8 protein-coding genes are annotated in these 18,614 nt (G+C 62.3%); 4 read left to right on the top strand and 4 right to left on the bottom strand.

Translation table 11 applies throughout. The features are described 5' to 3' along the window. The first annotated feature begins 158 nt into the window (after positions 1 to 158). Positions 159 to 9,509, top strand: coding sequence for a retention module-containing protein (locus ACZ89E_RS14950; protein WP_476255952.1), 9,351 nt, complete (start codon positions 159 to 161; stop codon positions 9,507 to 9,509). Positions 9,510 to 9,689: 180 nt separating this feature from the next. Here ACZ89E_RS14950 and lapD read toward each other — a convergent pair whose 3' ends face one another. From lapD to ACZ89E_RS14930, 4 genes are all read right to left on the bottom strand, one after another. Next, positions 9,690 to 11,630 (bottom strand): cyclic di-GMP receptor LapD, encoded by a 1,941-nt coding sequence (gene lapD / locus ACZ89E_RS14945; protein ID WP_149657081.1) that lies wholly within the window; start codon positions 11,628 to 11,630, stop codon positions 9,690 to 9,692. Positions 11,631 to 11,652: 22 nt separating this feature from the next. Beyond that, a complete protein-coding gene (lapG, locus tag ACZ89E_RS14940) occupies positions 11,653 to 12,357 on the bottom strand; it encodes a cysteine protease LapG (protein WP_476255951.1) in 705 nt (234 codons plus the stop codon). Between the two features lie 241 nt (positions 12,358 to 12,598). Further along, complete coding sequence (locus ACZ89E_RS14935) at positions 12,599 to 12,994, bottom strand: YbaN family protein (RefSeq protein WP_149657079.1); 396 nt, start codon at positions 12,992 to 12,994, stop codon at positions 12,599 to 12,601. Positions 12,995 to 13,004: 10 nt separating this feature from the next. Then, positions 13,005 to 13,592 (bottom strand): UPF0149 family protein, encoded by a 588-nt coding sequence (locus tag ACZ89E_RS14930; RefSeq protein ID WP_133839201.1) that lies wholly within the window; start codon positions 13,590 to 13,592, stop codon positions 13,005 to 13,007. A gap of 396 nt (positions 13,593 to 13,988) precedes the next feature. Here ACZ89E_RS14930 and recQ point away from each other — a divergent pair, with 396 nt between their 5' ends. The 3 genes from recQ to ACZ89E_RS14915 all read left to right on the top strand — a co-directional run bounded on the left by recQ (position 13,989) and on the right by ACZ89E_RS14915 (position 18,544). Beyond that, positions 13,989 to 16,115: a DNA helicase RecQ gene (gene recQ / locus ACZ89E_RS14925; protein WP_476255950.1), complete on the top strand. Its 2,127-nt coding sequence runs from the start codon at positions 13,989 to 13,991 to the stop codon at positions 16,113 to 16,115. Positions 16,116 to 16,234: 119 nt separating this feature from the next. After that, positions 16,235 to 16,669 carry a MarR family transcriptional regulator gene (locus ACZ89E_RS14920; RefSeq protein ID WP_133839199.1) on the top strand — a complete coding sequence of 145 codons (435 nt, stop codon included), beginning with the start codon at positions 16,235 to 16,237 and terminating at the stop codon, positions 16,667 to 16,669. A gap of 129 nt (positions 16,670 to 16,798) precedes the next feature. Beyond that, positions 16,799 to 18,544 (top strand): motility hub landmark protein FimV, encoded by a 1,746-nt coding sequence (locus tag ACZ89E_RS14915; protein WP_476255949.1) that lies wholly within the window; start codon positions 16,799 to 16,801, stop codon positions 18,542 to 18,544. Positions 18,545 to 18,614: the final 70 nt, after the last annotated feature.

Here is an 18,614-nt window from a genome sequence, read left to right as displayed (position 1 = left end):
CGAACGACACGCTTGGCGAGAACGTCGCCAGGAATGCGTTTTACCTTGGTAAACACGTATTCCGGTAGACGATCCGCCAGGCAAGCCCGCTTTCGCCATGAGCACGTTCTTCGCGCAACCAGATGCCGACAGCGGTTGGCAGCGCAGGAGATTTGCACATGGCTACGCTCATTGGGATCGTCAGTAAGGTCATTGGTCAGGTGTTTGCGGTTGCGGCCGACGGTACTCGACGCGCGTTGGTCGAGGGCGACCGGTTGTTTGCCGGCGACCAGTTGGTCACCGGGGCCGAAGGCGCGGTGGCGGTGCATCTGCAAAATGGCCAGGAGCTGACGCTTGGGCGAGGCAGCAGCCTGCAAATGACGTCCCAACTGCTCGCGCATCAGGCGCCCCACGTGGACACCCCTGAAGCGGTGACGCCGACTGAAGCGCAGTTGACCGATGTACAAAAACTCCAGCAAGCCATCGCGGCCGGCGCCGACCCGACCCAGACCGGTGAAGCCACCGCTGCCGGCCCGACGTCGACCGGTGCGCCTGGCGGTGCCTTGGGTGGCGGTCACAGTTTCGTGCTGCTGGAAGAAGTGGGCGGGCGGGTTGATCCGAACATCGGTTTCCCTACCGCCGGGTTTGGCGGCATTCCGGAGTTTCCTGAAGAACGGCACAACGCCGATGTGCAGCAGAACGACAACACCGTGGTGGTGCCGCCGGTGAATAACATCGTCACCCTCGGCGGCCTCGACGCCGCGGGCGGTGAACTGACCCTCAACGAAGCCAATCTGCCCGACGGCTCGGCGAGCAATCCGGCGGCCCTGACCCAGAGCGGCACCTTCACCGTGACCGCGCCCGATGGCCTGCTGAGCCTCAGCATCGGCGGCATCAACGTGATCAGCGGCGGGGCGGCCTCGGGCTTCCCGCAATCGATCACCACCCAACTCGGCAACACCCTGACCATCACCGGCTACAACCCGGCCACTGGCGTGGTGAGCTACAGCTACACCCTCAACGGCAACGACACCCATTCGGCCGGCGATGGCGCCAACAACCTCAGCGAACAATTCACCGTGGTCGCCGGGGACACCAATGGCGACACGGCCACCGGTTCCCTAGACATCAACATCACCGACGACGTGCCCAAGGCCGTGGATGACAACAACGGCACCGCATCTGAAACGCTGCTGACGTTGACCGGCAACGTGCTGACCAACGACGTGCAAGGCGCGGATCGCGTGGCCATCGGCCCGAATTCCGGCCCGATCACCCCCGGCACCTTCACCGGCACTTACGGCACTCTGGTGCTCAACGCCAACGGCACTTACACCTACACGCTCAACACCAGCGATGCGGATTTCAAAGCGCTGCACGGTGGCGGCAACGGCACCGAAAACTTCACCTACACCATTACCGATTCTGACGGTGACACCAGCACCGCCAACCTGGTGCTGCAGATCCACAACAACGATGACCCGGTCGTCATCAATGGCCTGAACGTCGAGGGCGGCGAACTCACGGTCTACGAAAAAAACCTCAGCCTCGGCAGCGCGCCCGACAGCACTCAACTGACCCAAAGCGGCACCTTCACCATCACCGCCCTCGATGGCGTGCAAACCCTCACTGTCGGCGGCATCACCGTCGTCAGCGGCGGCGTGGCGGCGGGGTTCCCGCAATCCATCCCGACCGGTTTGGGCAATACGCTGACCATCACCGGGTTTGATGCGACCACCGGCGTGGTCAGCTACAGCTACACCTTGAACGGCAACGATGCGCATCCAACGGCGGGTGGCGCGAATAACCTGCCTGAGCAATTTGCAGTGACGGTGGTCGATGACAACGGCACCACGGCCAACGGCTCGCTGGACGTCAATGTGATCGACGATGTGCCGAAAGCCATCGACGACAGCAACGCCAGCACGGCTTCGGAAACCTTGCTGACACTGAACGGCAACGTGCTGACCAACGACGTGCAAGGCGCGGATCGCGTCGCAACCGGCCCTGTGACGCCCGGCACCTTCGCCGGTACTTACGGCACCTTAGTGTTGAATGCCAACGGCACCTACACCTACACGCTCAATACCAGAGATGCGGATTTCAAAGCGCTGCACGGTGGCGGCAACGGCACCGAAAACTTCACCTACACCATTACCGATTCCGACGGTGACACCAGCACCGCCAACCTGGTGCTGCAGATCCACAACAACGATGACCCGGTCGTCATCAATGGCCTGAACGTCGAGGGCGGCGAACTCACGGTCTACGAAAAAAACCTCAGCCTCGGCAGCGCTCCTGACAGTACTCAACTGACCCAAAGCGGCACCTTCACCATCACCGCGCTGGATGGCGTGCAAACCCTTACTGTCGGCGGCATCACCGTCGTCAGCGGCGGCGTGGCGGCAGGTTTCCCGCAATCGATCCCGACCGGTTTGGGCAATACGCTGACCATCACTGGGTTTGATGCGACCACCGGCGTGGTCAGCTACAGCTACACCTTGAACGGCAACGATGCGCATCCAACGGCGGGTGGTGCGAATAACCTGCCTGAGCAATTTGCAGTGACGGTGGTCGATGACAACGGCACCACGGCCAACGGTTCGCTGGACGTCAACGTCATCGACGATGTACCGAAAGCCATCGACGACAGCAACGCCAGCACTGCGTCTGAAACCTTGCTGACACTGAACGGCAACGTGTTGACCAACGACGTGCAAGGCGCGGATCGCGTGGCCACTGGCCCGGTCACGCCTGGCACTTTCGCCGGCACTTACGGCACGCTGGTGCTCAACGCCAACGGCACCTACACCTACACGCTGAACACCAGCGATGCGGATTTCAAAGCGCTGCACGGCAATGGCAACGGCACCGAAACCTTCGCCTACACGATTACCGATTCTGACGGTGACACCAGCACCGCCAACCTGGTGCTGCAGATCCACAATAACGACGATCCGGTCATCATCAATGGCCTGAACGTCGAGGGCGGCGAACTCACGGTCTACGAGAAAAACCTCAGCCTCGGCAGCGCGCCCGACAGCACTCAACTGACCCAAAGCGGCACCTTCACCATCACCGCCCTCGATGGCGTGCAAACCCTCACTGTCGGCGGCATCACCGTCGTCAGCGGCGGCGTGGCGGCAGGTTTCCCGCAATCCATCCCGACCGGGTTGGGCAATACGCTGACCATCACCGGTTTTGATCCAGCCACCGGCGTGGTCAGCTACAGCTACACCTTGAACGGCAACGATGCGCATCCAACGGCGGGTGGCGCGAATAACCTGCCTGAGCAATTTGCAGTGACGGTGGTCGATGACAACGGCACCACGGCCAACGGCTCGTTGGACGTCAATGTGATCGACGACGTGCCAAAAGCCATCGACGACAGCAACGCGAGCACGGCTTCGGAAACCTTGCTGACACTGAACGGCAACGTGCTGACCAACGACGTGCAAGGCGCGGATCGCGTCGCAACCGGCCCTGTGACGCCCGGCACTTTCACCGGTACTTACGGCACCCTGGTCCTGAATGCCAATGGCACCTACACCTACACGCTGAACACCAGCGATGCGGATTTCAAAGCGCTGCACGGTGGCGGCAACGGCACCGAAAACTTCACCTACACCATTACCGATTCTGACGGTGACACCAGCACCGCCAACCTGGTGCTGCAGATCCACAACAACGATGACCCGGTCGTCATCAATGGCCTGAACGTCGAGGGCGGCGAACTCACGGTCTACGAAAAAAACCTCAGCCTCGGCAGCGCGCCCGACAGTACTCAACTGACCCAAAGCGGCACCTTCACCATCACCGCCCTCGATGGCGTGCAAACCCTCACTGTCGGCGGCATTACCGTCGTCAGCGGCGGCGTGGCGGCAGGTTTCCCGCAATCCATCCCGACCGGGTTGGGCAATACGCTGACCATCACCGGTTTTGATCCAGCCACCGGCGTGGTCAGCTACAGCTACACCTTGAACGGCAACGATGCGCATCCAACGGCCAACGGTGCGAATAACCTGCCTGAGCAATTTGCAGTGACGGTGGTCGATGACAACGGCACCACGGCCAACGGTTCGCTGGACGTCAACGTCATCGACGATGTACCGAAAGCCATCGACGACAGCAACGCCAGCACGGCTTCGGAAACCTTGCTGACACTGAACGGCAACGTGCTGACCAACGACGTGCAAGGCGCGGATCGCGTAACCACCGGCCCTGTGACGCCCGGCACCTTCACCGGCACTTACGGCACCTTAGTGTTGAATGCCAACGGCACCTACACCTACACGCTGAACACCAGCGATGCGGATTTCAAAGCGCTGCACGGCAATGGCAACGGCACCGAAACCTTCGCCTACACCATTACCGATTCTGACGGTGACACCAGCACCGCCAACCTGGTGCTGAACATCCACAACAACGACGACCCTGTGACCCTCAACGGCCTCGACGTCGTGGGTGGCGAGCTGACGGTCTACGAGAAAAACCTCAGTGACGGCACCAGCCCGAACGCGCCGGCCCTGACCCAGACCGGTTCGTTCACCGTCACCGCACTCGACGGCTTGCAAACCCTCGATGTGGGCGGCATTCATGTGGTGGTCGGTGGGGTGGCGGCAGGCTTCCCGCAATCAATCGTGACCCCGCTCGGCAGTACGCTGACGGTCACCGGTTATGACGCGACCACGGGCGTGGTCAGCTACAGCTACACCCTGGTGGGCACCGAAACCCATCCGAACGCCAATGGCGCCAACAGCATCAGCGAAAACTTCAACGTGGTGGCCACGGACACCGACGGCAGCACGGCCACCAATCAGATCAACGTCAATATCGTCGACGACTTGCCGACAGCCCACCCGGACAGCGCGTCGGTGGCTGAGGGCGGGACGGTGTCGGGCAACGTGCTGGATAACGACATCGGCGGTGCCGATGGCCCCGCGGTGACGGGCGCAGTCGTTGGCGTACGCGCCGGCAGTGACACCTCGACCTCGGCCATCGGTGGCCTGGGCTCGAACATCAACGGCACCTATGGTTACCTGACCCTGGATGCCAACGGCAACGCGGTCTATCACAGCAATCCCAACGCGGTGAACGCCCCGGGCGCCACCGATACCTTTGTCTACACCGTGCGCGATGCCGATGGCGATGAAAGCACCACCACCATCACCATTGACGTCTCGAACAGCTGCATCAAAGCGGTCAGCGATACCGACGTGACCGTCTACGAAAAAGCCCTGGACCTGACCAAAGATGGCCAGGACCTGGCGGCCGGCACCGTCGTCGGCAGCGACCCGACCAGCACCGGCGAAACTGCCAGCGGCACACTGGTCGGCTCGGTCACCGGGGCGATCGGCGCGATCACTTATTCCCTGGTGGGGAGCGCCAATGGTAACTATGGCCAGATTGTGCTCAACCCCAACGGCACCTACACCTACACCCTGACCTCGCCGGCGACCACCACACCGCATGCCGACGACGGCGCGAATACGCTGACGGAAAGCTTCACCTACCAAGCCACCGATTCCCTGGGCAACATCACCACCAGCACCATCGTCGTGCAGATCGTCGATGACGTGCCAAAAGCGGTAAACGACAGCAACAGTGGTGTGGCCTCAGAGACTGCGTTGACCCTCAATGGCAACGTCCTGACCAACGACATTCAGGGCGCGGACCAGGTTGCCACCGGGCCGAACGCCGGGCCGGTCACCCCCGGCACCTTCACCGGCACTTACGGCACCTTGGTGCTGAATGCCAACGGCACCTACACCTACACGCTGAACACCAACGATGCCGACTTCAAAAACCTGCACGGCGGCGGCAACGGCACGGAGACGTTCGCCTACACCATCACCGACGCGGACGGCGACACCAGCACCGCCAACCTGGTGCTGCAAATCCACAACAACGACGATCCCGTCACCCTCAATGGCCTCAACGTCACCGGCGGCGAACTGACCGTCTACGAGAAAAACCTCAGCGACGGCACCAGCCCCAACACCCCGGCCCTGACCCAAAACGGCACCTTCACCGTCACCGCGCTGGACGGCTTGCAAACCCTTGATGTCGGCGGCATTCATGTGGTCGCGGGCGGCGTGGCCGCAGGCTTCCCGCAATCGGTCACCACGGCGCTCGGCAGCACGTTCACCGTCACCGGCTACAACGCCACCACCGGCGTGGTCAGCTACAGCTACACCCTGGTGGACAACGAAACCCATCCGACCGCCAACGGCGCCAACAGCATTACCGAGAACATCAACGTGGTGGCCACGGACGCCGACGGCAGCACCGCGTCGGGGCAGATCAACGTCAACATCGTCGATGACTTGCCAACCGCTGCGCCGAACACTGGCACCGTAACCGAAGGCGCAACCGTCAACATCAGCGTGCTCGGCAACGACGTGCTGGGTGCCGATGGCGCGGCGGCGGGCGGGGCGGTGGTCGGTGTGCGCGCCGGCAGCAACACCGCGACTTCGGCGGTGGGTGGCTTGGGCACCAACATTAACGGCACCTACGGCTACCTGACCCTGGATGCGGCAGGCAACGCCGTGTACCACAGCAACCCGAACTCGGTCGGCGTGGCGGGGGCGACCGATACGTTCGTCTACACCGTGCGCGATTCCGACGGCGACGAAAGCACCACCACCATCACCATCAACGTCAACGACAGCGGCCTCAAAGCGGTGGTCGATCAGGACGTGACGGTCTTCGAAAAAGCCCTCGACCTGAGCAAGGATGGCCTCGACCTGGCCCCCGGCACGGTCACCGGCAGCGACCCGACCAACACCGGCGAAACCGCTACCGGCACGCTGGTCGGTTCGGTCACCGGCGGCACCGGTCCATTGACTTACAGCGTGGTCGGCAGCGCCACCGGAACCTACGGGCAAATCCTGATCAACCCGGACGGCAGCTACACCTACACCCTGACCTCGGCGCCAAAAACCTCGCCGAACGCTAACGACGGGGCGAACACCCTGAGCGAAAGTTTCACCTACAAAGCCACCGATGCCCTGGGCAACAGCACCACCAGCACCATCGTGGTCAACATCGTCGATGACGTGCCCAAAGCCGTGGCGTCGGACCGTTCGGTCACCGCAGTGGAAATCGATTCCAACCTGCTGTTGGTGATCGATGTCTCCGGCAGTATGGCGGATGCTTCCGGCGTGCCCGGCCTGTCGCGGATAGCCTTGGCGAAGCAGGCTATCAGCGCCTTGCTCGATAAGTACGATGACCTCGGCGACGTGCGAGTGCAGATCGTCACCTTCAGCAGCAGTGCCACCGACAAGACCACAGTCTGGGTCGATGTGGCGACCGCCAAGTCGATCATCGCCTCGCTCACCGCCGGCGGAGGCACCAACTACGACGCAGCAGTCGCGGCGGCGAAACTGGCGTTTGGCACACCGGGGCAACTGACCGGGGCGCAGAACGTCGGGTACTTCTTCTCCGACGGCAAGCCCACCTCCGGCCAGGAAACCGGTACGGCGGATGAGGTCGCCTGGAAGGCTTTTCTCGACGCCAACGGCATCAAGAACTATGCGATCGGCCTTGGCAGCGGCGTCAGCAATGCCAACCTCAACCCGCTGGCCTATGACGGCAGCACCCACACCGACACCAACGCGGTGGTGGTGACCGACCTCAACCAGCTCAACTCGGTGCTCTCGGGCACGGTGCAAGGCGCGCCGGTCACCGGCACGTTGCTGGAGGGCGGTTCGTTCGGTGCCGATGGCGGCTTCATCAAAACCATCGTGGTCGACGGCACCACTTACACCTACGACCCGAAAGGCAACAGCAACCAGGGTTCGCTGACCTTCAGCGGCGGCACCAACCACGGCACCTTCAACACCGCCGATAACAGCATCAGCATCGCCACCAACAACAGCGGCACCCTGGTGATCAACCTCGATACCGGTGAATACACCTACACCTCGCAAAAAACCACGGCGGTGGTGATCACCGAAAACATCGGCTTCACCGTCAGCGACAACGACGGCGACCTGGCCAGCTCCACGCTGACGGTCAAAGTCATTCCGAACGCACCACCGGTGGCAGCGGATGACCACATCATCACCAACGTGCTGTCGGGCACCATTGTGGTGCCGGGCGAGCTGCTGCTGGCCAACGACACCGACGCCAATGGCGATCCGATGACGGCCACCCCGACCACGTTCAACACCGGTTGGGCCGCCAAGGGCGCGGACTTCACCGGCACGGGCGCGATCAGCTTTGCCGGCACCGGCAACACCGCCGCCAACCAGGCACTGGCCGATGTGCGTAACGCGTTTGCGGCCAACACGGCAGCGATGACCGCCGTGCTGGTGATCAGCGGCTACCTCGGCACCGTCACCACGGCTAACGCCAACGATGAAGACCTCATCACCGTCAAACTGAAACAAGGCGAAACCCTCAACCTCGACCACAACCTGGCGGCCGGTCACGTGACAATGGAGTACTCGCTCAACGGCGGCGCGTTCGTGAGCATCGCCGATGGCGGGACCATCACCGCGACCTCCGATGGCACCTACCAGATCCACGTCACCAACATCAGCAACACCACGGGCAGCAGCCCGACAGCGGCCGAGAACTACCAACTGACCATGACCGTCAACTACGCCGGGGCCCACGATGTCACCCCGGACTACCATGGCACCTACACCGCCAACGACAACCATGGCGGCAGCGACACGGCGAACGTGACCATCAGCTACCAGGACGGCCACACCCTCACCGGCACGGCGGGCGATGACGTGTTGGTCGCGGGCACTGGCAACAATGTCCTCAACGCCGGCGACGGCAACGACGTGCTCACCGCCGGCTCAGGCAACAACGAGTTGCACGGCGGCGCCGGCAATGACTTGTTGTACAGCGGACCGGGCAACGACCTGCTCGACGGCGGCACTGGCACGGACACTGCCAGCTACGCCCACGCCACGGCCGGCGTCACCGTCGACCTGAGCCTGCTCACCGCACAAAACACCCTCGGCGCCGGCACCGACACCCTCACCGGGATCGAGAACCTGACCGGTTCCAACTTCAACGACACCCTGACCGGAGACAACAACAGCAACGTGATCAACGGCGGCCTGGGCAACGACGTGCTCAACGGTGGTGGTGGCGATGACTTCCTGATCGGCGGCCTGGGCAACAACACCCTGACCGGCGGCGCGGGTGCCGACACCTTCCAGTGGCTGGCCGGCAACAGCGGCCACGACGTGGTCACCGACTTCACCCCCGGCACCGACAAACTCGACCTGTCGCAACTGCTGCAAGGCGAAAACGGCACCGCAGCGTCGCTGGATGACTACCTGCACTTCAAAGTCACCGGCAGCGGCGCCACCCTCGTCACCAGCATCGACGTCAGCGCCATGGCCGGCGCCACGCCGAACCAGACCATCGACCTGGCCGGCGTCAACCTGGCCAGCCACTACGGCGTCACACCGGGAGCGGGCGGGGTGGTTGCGGGCGGACATGACACGGCGACCATCATCACCGGCATGCTCAACGATCACTCGTTGAAGGTGGATACGGTTTGATGCGCTAGGGCTGGAACGACGAAACCCGCCATCCCCTTGCTAGGGGGATGGCGGATCGTTCCCACGCGCAGCAAAGGAATGCCTCAACGGACGCTCCGCGTTCGGCTGTTGATGGGACGCGGAGCGTCCCGGGCTGCATTCCCACGCAGAGCGTGGGAACGATCAGAAAGGCTAACGACATCACATCGGCTCCGGCGGCCCTATCAGCCGCCCCATGACACCAAACAGCCCCAGCGACTTGATCGCCGCCAACTCTCCCTGCGTTTCGACCCTCTCCGCAATCAACGGCAGATCAATGCTGTTGGTTGCCCTGTATATCGCTTCAATGAACAGCCGCTTATCACTGTGCTCATCAATCCCCCGAATGTAGCTCCCGTCAATCTTCAGGTACGCCAATCCCAGCTGAGTGAGGTTGCCGATCTGGCTAAAACTCCCGCCAAAATGCTGTAACCCGATGCGATACCCCGTGTTGAGCAAGCTGTGGCTCAGGCGCTGCAATTCGTCCGGGGGCGGGAGTTGGCGTTCGTCGATTTCCAGGATCAGCAGCGGCGCGAGTTCCGGCAGGGAGTCGAGAGACTGAACGATCTGTTGCAACGAGGCCGGATCGCGCAGGGTGGTGCCGGACAGGCTCAGAGCCAGGGGCCAGCGATTGACCGCAAGGTAGTCGAGGGTGGCGTCGAGCATGGCGAGGTCAAAGCGGGCGGACCAGCCGAGGCGCTCGATCCAGGGCAGGAAGTGCCCGGCGGCAATCGCTTCGCCCTGTGGGTCGAGCAGGCGCGCGAGGACTTTGTGGTGCAGCACCTGGCTGGTGTCGGCGCATTGCACCACCGGTTGGAAATACAGTTGCAGCTTGCCGTGGGTCAGGGCGTCGTCGATCCAGTTGCGCCAGTCGTGTTGGGACTGGTTCGGCGCGGTGCTGGAATGATCCAGATGCGCCCACGGCCGTTCGGGATGTTGCTGGGCCTGGGTCAAGGCCTGATCGAGGCGCAGCAGCACCTCGCCGGCCGGCTCGCCCGGTTGGTAGGCGACGATGCCCAGGTGCGCCACCGGCATGCTGTCGCTGGCACCGGTCAGGCGCAGGTTTTCCAGGGTGGCGCTGATTTCGGCGCACAGGCGCGCGGCGTCCTTGTCGTCCAGGCCCGGGGTCAGCAGGCTGAACTCGCCGCCGCGATTGCGCGCTGCCAGCCAGGTCCGGCGCTCCGGGATTTGCGTCAGGCGTTTGAGCAACTCGGCGACGGCACCGATCAAGGCATCAGTGCGCTGGCCGCCCAGGCGTTGGTTGAGGCCCGCCAAGTCGTTGATCCGCAGCATCAGCAAGTGGCCGTCACTGCTCTGTTCGCTGACCAGCAAGTGATCGGCCAGTTGCTCGTCCAGCAAGCGTCGGTTGGCCAGTCCCGTGAGGTTGTCCTGATAGGAATCGGCCCGCAGCTTTTCACTGCGCGCCGCCTCTTCGGCGAACAGCGCCTTGAGCTTCTCGACCATCTGATTCATCGCCAGCACCACCCGTTTCAGTTCCGGCGTGCGTGGCAGTTTCGGCAGGCTGAGAAATTCCCGTTTGCTGATGGCTTCGGCCTGTTTGACCATCGTGTCCAGCGGGCGCAATTGCCGGCGCAGCAACCAGCCGCCGAACATCGCACTGACCACGCCGCACAGCAGCAGCCAGGCCAAACTGCCGAGGGTGCTGTCCCAGAGCTTGGCCAGTGCGAACTGCGGATTGCTCAACACTTCGACCCGCGCCACTTGCTCCCAGCCGCGCATGATCAGCGCATCGCCCCCTTGCGCGTGCAGGTTCACCAGGCGCACGAACCAGTCGGGTACACCCTCGATCCGCGCCGGAGCGTCACGTTCCACCAGCACCTGTTCATCGGCGATGTTGACCACGCGGATGCTGCTGAAATAGCCACTGTCGAAAATCGAGCTGACCATCAACTCGATCATCGCCGGGTCGTCGATCTGCGTGGTCAGCGACAGCCCCAGCGCGGTGGCGGCGTCCTGGGCGTGGGAGCGCAATTGTCCGAGCATTTGCTCGCGCGAGCTTTCCAGGCCGACAAAAAAACTGCCGCTGAACGCCACCAGCAGAAACAGGCAAATGGCGAGAAACAATTGTTTGCGCAGTGACATAAAACGCTCCTTGCTTTGGCGGCTAGCCGTCGCCCACGGCGAACCCTTCGGCCTGCATTTTTTTCAACACGTCTTGCCAGCGCGACAGCTTCTTCGAGTCGCTGCTGCGCTTGCCGCCATTGGCGCCCGGCAGGTACAGGCCTTCGGCGTTGAAGGCATACACCGGCAGCAGGTCTTTGCGCTGCGAGGCAGGGCGGATCTCGCCGATCAGGTTGTCCAGCACCAGCGGATCCGCCGTGGGGCTGCTGTAGAAGGTCAGCACCATGTGCGCCTGGTTCTGGGTCAGGGCCTTGACGTAGGTGATGCGCAGTTTTTCGCTGGGAACCCCGAGCTGACGCAGGCTGAAATATTTCGCCAGGGCGTAGTCCTCGCAGTCGCCGGCGCCCTTGATCAGGGATTCTTCTGGCGTGGCCCAGTAATCGATCTGCTGCCAGATGCGACTGTCGTCTTGAAAACTCAGTTGCTGATTGAAGAAGCGATTGACCGCGTTCAGTTGTTCGCGCTCTGGCTGGTTGCGTTCACCTTGCAGCATCTGGTTCCAGGCCTTGATCCGCCCTTGGGCCGGGCCGAGGGAGCCGTAGCGTTTTTCGGCGGTTTGCAGGATCAGTCCGAAATCCCAGTCGGCGCAGACTCGGCCCAGCCCGGCCAGCAAAAAAAACGCCAGCAGCCCGCCGCCGAACCGAAGTCGGAGCGCTGGCCATCCTGGACTACGCCGACTGCAAGACATGTCTGGCTGCTCGGGTGCAGATGACTGGAGTTTAGGTGGTGTTTTGGCTGGGGGAGGGTTGATCGTCGGCTTGCAGTGAACCCTGTGGCGAGGGGGCTTGCCCCCGTTCGGCTGCGCAGCAGTCGTAAAACCAGCCGGCATGGTGTGTCAGAAGAAACCGGGTTGCAGGGGTTGGGGTCGCTTCGCAACCCAACGGGGGCATGCCCCCTCGCCACAAAAGCCCTTTACCACGGAGACAGGATCAGGGTTTTTGCAGGGTTTTCTGCTTGAGGATGTAAACCGTGACCAGCACCGCACTGGTCAACATAAACCCCCGCGCCCACGGCAATGGCACCAGGTAGCAGGAGAACAGAATGCTCACCCACATCAGGCCGATGGCGTAGACCTTGCCCTTGAGCGGGATACCGTTGCCGTCCAGGTAGTCGCGAATCCACGGTCCAAGCCGTGGGTGCTCGACCAGCCATTGGTAGAAACGCGGCGAACTGCGTGCGAAACAGGCGGCGGCCAGCAGCAGGAACGGCGTGGTGGGCAATACCGGCAGGAAAATCCCGATCACCCCCAACGCCACGCTCAGCCAGCCGATGGCCAGCAGCACGTAGCGCAACATCAGGGAGCGGTGGCCTATGGGGTTGTCCATAGGCAAGACCTTAGTGGTGACGTGGCTTGAGGATCGCCGGTTTCTCGTCGGGTGCCTGGCACAGCAGGTACAGCGCGGTCAGGGCTTCCGGGATCTGCACGATCATGTCGTCCATCAGGTTGGCGTCCTTGGCGATGTCTTCGAACTCAGGCTGTTCGTCGAACAGACCGGAACCGACCATGATCGGCAGGAGCATTTCGCTGACTTCGTCTTCGGCGGTTTCGAACCAGGCCGCTTCGCGCAGGAACACGCCTTCCATGAAACCGATGCACCAGCCGCGCAGGTCGGAATCGTCCGGCTCTTCGCCCAGGTCCAGGTCGCATGGCAGCTCGAACTCTTCGTCGGAAGCCAGTTGGCGCGCGATGTGAGCCTTGAGGGCCAGCAGGGTGGATTCGATCGCTTCACGCTCGGTGTCGTCGGCGTAATGCGGCTCTTCGGCGAAGAGGGCGTCGATCCATTCACGGTCTGGAACGTTTTCGGAACAGATCGACAGCGCCGTGAGGTAGCCGTGGGCGGCCACGTAGTCCAGCGCCTCGTCATGCAGCTCGTCGGCGTCGAGGAAGACTTGCAGGCGGGTTAGTTGCTCAGCGAAGGACATTAAAAGCTACCTTGGGGAATTAAACAGATGCGGGAATTCTAGGCCTTCTTGAGCCCTCAGGCCAGCCGCGCGGGATATTTGCCCCTCATACACACCACCTTTCCCTGTAGGCGCTGCCGAAGGCTGCGATCTTTTGATTTTGCTTTTTAAAGACAAGATCAACAGATCGCAGCCTTCGGCAGCCCCTTGGGGGGATCAGTGTTTGTCCTGATGTGTCTTATCAGCGGCACCCTTTGCCGGGAAGGGGTCGGGTATACTCGCGCGTTTTGTGATGCCCTGCTGGCGTCGCGGCTGAGATGTGAAGCGTCATGCAATGCGCACTTACGATTTGTCAGTGCAGCCTGCGTGGTTCTGAACCAGCCTTGCAGGGATGTTTCGGTGATTTTTGGAGTTTTTATGCTCGAACAGGCTCAACGCGTCCTCAAGGACATCTTCGGCTACGACAGTTTCCGTGGCCGCCAGGGTGCAATCATTGAGCGCGTGGCCAATGGCGGCGACGCCCTGGTGCTGATGCCCACCGGTGGTGGCAAGTCCTTGTGCTTCCAGGTTCCGGCGCTGCTGCGCGAAGGCCTGGCGGTGGTGGTGTCGCCGCTGATCGCGTTGATGGACGACCAGGTCGCGACCCTTGAAGAGCTCGGCGTTGCTGCCGCGGCGTTGAACTCGACCCTGAGCGCCGAGCAACAGCGCGACCTGGCCGCCCGGATCAAGCGCGGCGAAGTGAAAATGCTCTACCTGGCGCCCGAACGTCTGGTCCAGCCGCGGATGCTGGCCTTCCTGCAAAGCCTGGAAATCGCCCTGTTCGCCATCGATGAGGCGCATTGCGTATCCCAATGGGGTCACGACTTTCGCCGCGAATACCTGCAACTGGGCCAGTTGGCCGAGCTGTTCCCCAACGTCCCGCGCATCGCCCTGACCGCCACCGCCGACAAACGCACCCGGGAAGAAATCGTCGATCGCCTGCATTTGCAGGATGCCGAGCGCTTCCTGTCGAGTTTCGACCGGCCGAACATTTTCTATCGCATCGTCCCCAAGGAGCAGCCGCGCAAGCAATTGCTGGCGTTCCTCGCCGAACGGCGCAGTGACGCAGGCATCGTCTATTGCCTGTCGCGCAAGAAAGTCGACGAAGTAGCGGTGTTCCTCAGTGAACAAGGCTTCCCGGCGCTGCCGTACCACGCCGGTCTGCCCAACGAGACGCGATCCCATCACCAGAAGCGCTTCCTCAACGAGGAAGGCCTGATCATGGTCGCCACCGTGGCGTTCGGCATGGGCATCGACAAACCCAACGTGCGCTTTGTCGCGCATCTGGATTTGCCGAAATCCCTTGAGGCGTATTACCAGGAAACCGGTCGTGGCGGCCGTGATGGTCTGCCAGCGGATGCCTGGATGGCCTACGGCCTGCAAGACGTGGTGATGCTCAAGCAGATGCTGCAAAACTCCGAAGGCGACGAGCGCCACAAGCGCCTGGAGCAGCACAAGCTCGACGCCATGCTCTCGCTCTGCGAAGAAACCCGCTGCCGTCGCCAGACGCTGTTGGCCTACTTCGACGAAGACATGCCCGAGCCGTGTGGCCACTGCGACAACTGCGTCGACGGCGTGCAGACCTGGGACGCCACCGAGCCGGCCCGCCAGGCGCTTTCGGCGATCTATCGCACCGGCCAGCGCTACGGCGTCGGCCATCTGGTCGACGTGTTGCTGGGCAAGGACAACGAAAAGGTGCGCAGCTTCGGCCATCAGCACCTGTCGGTCTACGGTGTCGGCAAGGCGATGGGCGAGAGTGAATGGCGCTCGCTGTTCCGCCAGCTTGTTGCCCGTGGCTTGGCGGACATCGACCTCGAAGGCTACGGCGGCCTGCGTCTGAGCGACACCTGCCGGCCGCTGCTCAAGGGCGAAGTGACCCTGGAATTGCGCCGCGATCTCAAGCCGCAGACCACCGCCAAAAGCAGCAAGAGCCAGGCGAGCCAACTGGTGCGTGGCGAAGAGCGCGAACAGTGGGAAGCCTTGCGCGCCCTGCGGCGCAAGCTTGCCGAAGAACACGGCGTGCCGCCTTACGTCATCTTTCCCGACTCGACCTTGCTGGAAATGCTGCGCAGCCAGCCGACTTCGTTGGCGGAAATGGCCACGGTCAGCGGCGTCGGCGCCCGCAAGCTCGAGCGTTATGGCGAGGCCTTCCTCGAGGTGCTCGGCGGTCAGGTCGAGGCGCCGAAAGTGGTGGCCGACTTGCGCCACGAGCTGATCACCCTGGCCCGGGCCGGCATGACGCCGCTGCAGATTGCCGGTCAGCTGCAATGCTCGGAAAAGAACGTCTACACCCTGCTTGCCGAAGCGATTGGCAAGCAGCAATTGTCCCTGGAACAGGCGTTGGACCTGCCGGAAGAGTTGATGGGCGAAATCCAGGACGCGTTCCTCGACGGCGAGGGCGAGTTGCCACCGGTGGCGGAGATTGCTGCATTGTTCGCCGGTCGTGTGCCGGAAGGGGTTTTGTACTGCGTGCGAGCGGCGCTGCAATCCGAATTCGAGATTTAGGTGACCCACCGCATAGATGTAACGATTCAGTACGGAGCAAACCTTGCCTATAGCGAAAGGTCATGCTTAGCTGACTAATAATTAGATTTTCTCTATTTAAGCCTAACCATGAGTTTTTTATGCCGTTAACCGATCAACACCGCTTTGGCATGCAATTGGCCCAGATGTCTCGTGGCTGGCGTGCCGAACTGGACCGCCGTCTCGCCGGCCTGGGTCTGTCCCAGGCGCGCTGGCTGGTGCTGCTGCACCTGGCGCGCTTCGATGAAGCCCCGACCCAGCGCGAACTGGCGCAAAGCGTCGGCGTCGAAGGGCCGACCCTGGCCCGCTTGCTCGACAGCCTGGAAAGCCAAGGCCTGGTTCAGCGTCAATCGGTGGTTGAAGACCGCCGGGCGAAAAAAATCGTCCTTTGTGCTCCGGCTCGACCGTTGATCGAACAAATCGAAACCATTGCCACCCAACTGCGCCACGAACTGTTCGAAGGCGTCGATGAGGCGGATTTGAAGGTCTGCATGCGGGTGCACGGTCACATCCTGGGCAACCTCGAAAAATCTTGAGGTAAATCCAGACGCCGAGTTTTTGAGATACCCCGTTGGGCAGACTATAAAGAACTACTCGGCAATATCGTGTTCGTACCGGATGTGCGAACGCGTACAGGTTGGTTCTGCTTAATCTAAGGGATGCTCATGCTCGAGAGTTGGCACGTGGTATTGCGGTATTGCACCCAGCTGCTTGTGGTGGGTGGTGCGGTCACTTACTCGGCATTGGCACCTGCCCTTGGGTTGGGTGACATCACGCTGCATTCGGCGCTGAACCAGCCGCTCAGCGCCGACATCGCACTGGTGGATGCCTCCGGTCTGGCGGAGGGCGACCTGTCGGTCAGCCTGGCCACGGCCGACGAGTTCAGCCGTGCGGGCGTCGAACGTGTATTTTTCCTCAATAACCTGAAATTCACCCCGATCCTGCGGGGTAATCGCGCGCTGATCCGGGTGACCTCCAGCAAACCGGTCAATGAACCCTTCCTGAATTTCCTGGTGCAACTCAATCAGCCCAACGGGCGCTTGCTGCGAGAGTTCACCGTGCTGATCGATCCACCGGGTTCGCCGGGGATTGTTCCGGCGACTGACGAACCGACGGCCAGCGCTCCGACTTCCGGGTTCCCAAGCGTCGAACCTTTGGTTGCCCCCAAGGCCAAACCTTCGGCGAAAGTCGCTGCGCTCGCCGCAGTCGTAGCTCCACCGGCGGCAGCGCCAGCAAACGATGCAGTGGCCGAGCAACTGGCCGCCAGCATCTTGCAAAACCAGCAACTGCAAAAAACCATCGATGAGTTGAACGCCAGGCTCAAGACCCAGGATGGGCAAATCGCCGACGAGAGAAAGCAGGTCAGCGACTTGCAGACCCGATTGTCCGAAGTCGCGCAGACGCCAGCTGCCGCGCCAGTCGCCGTGGCACCTGCACCTGTCGTGCTTGAACAGCCCGAGACCGGCAACTGGCTGTTGATGGCCGGATTGCTGGGGCTGGTGCTGCTGGTGCTGCTGGGATTGTTTATTCGCCGCCAGCGGCAGCAAGCGCTGACCGAGCCGTTATCGATGACCCCCGATGAGCCCGCGCAAGAGGTGCAGCCATCGTCGCTCAGCCTCGCGAAAGTCCCCGATCACCACGAAGAAACCCCCGTCGGCGATGTGCTGGAAGGCGTGGGCATCTACCTGGCTTATGGTCGGTTTTCCGAAGCGGCCGGCCTGTTGCGTGAGGCGTTGGTCAAGGAACCGCAACGTACCGACCTGGCCGTGCAACTGTTGGAGGTGCTGGGTAAGCAGGGGGACGTGGCGGCCTATGACGCGCAGGAAAGCAGCCTGCGTGACGCCGGGTTTGACCCGCAGCAACTGACGGACATTCGCGCTCGCTACCCGAAACTGGCGAATGCCACCCCGATCGCGGCCATTGCGCCGACGGCGGTCATTCCACCCGTTGCGGCGGCGGTGGCCGAAGCCGCACCTCGTGATGAGTTCCAGCTGAACCTGGACGACCTGTCGATGGATTCCAATTGGGATCTGGTCAGCCCGTTCGACGACGCACCGGCGGCCAAACCATCGACGCCGCCGGACGAACCCGCGTTCACGTCCAATCTGCACGTAATGCCCGACGTTTTCGAAATGCCGGATGAGCCGGCGTTGGGCGAACCGGAGCTGGAGTGGGATGCCGTACCCGAGGCGGAATCCCTGGACGACAGCTTCCTCGACGCCTTCAGCGAGCCGGGTCCGGCGCTGGAGCTTGAGCCATTGCCGAGCAGCGCCGGGAAACTGGAACAAGCCCAGACCTGCATCGATGACGGTGATCTGGACAGCGCCATCGAGCTGCTCAACGAATTGCTCAAGGAAGGCGACGAACCGCTGAAGCAGACTGCGCGAAACTTATTGGCCGGCATCCGCTGATCCTTGGCATGTGATCCATTGTGGCGAAGGAGCTTGCTCCCGCTCGGCTGCGCAGCAGAGGTTATTTCAA

This window comes from Pseudomonas sp. TE3899 (genome assembly GCF_056279105.1).
Note: the sequence above shows the minus strand (reverse complement) of the source record. Positions and strands in the feature narration are given on the sequence as shown.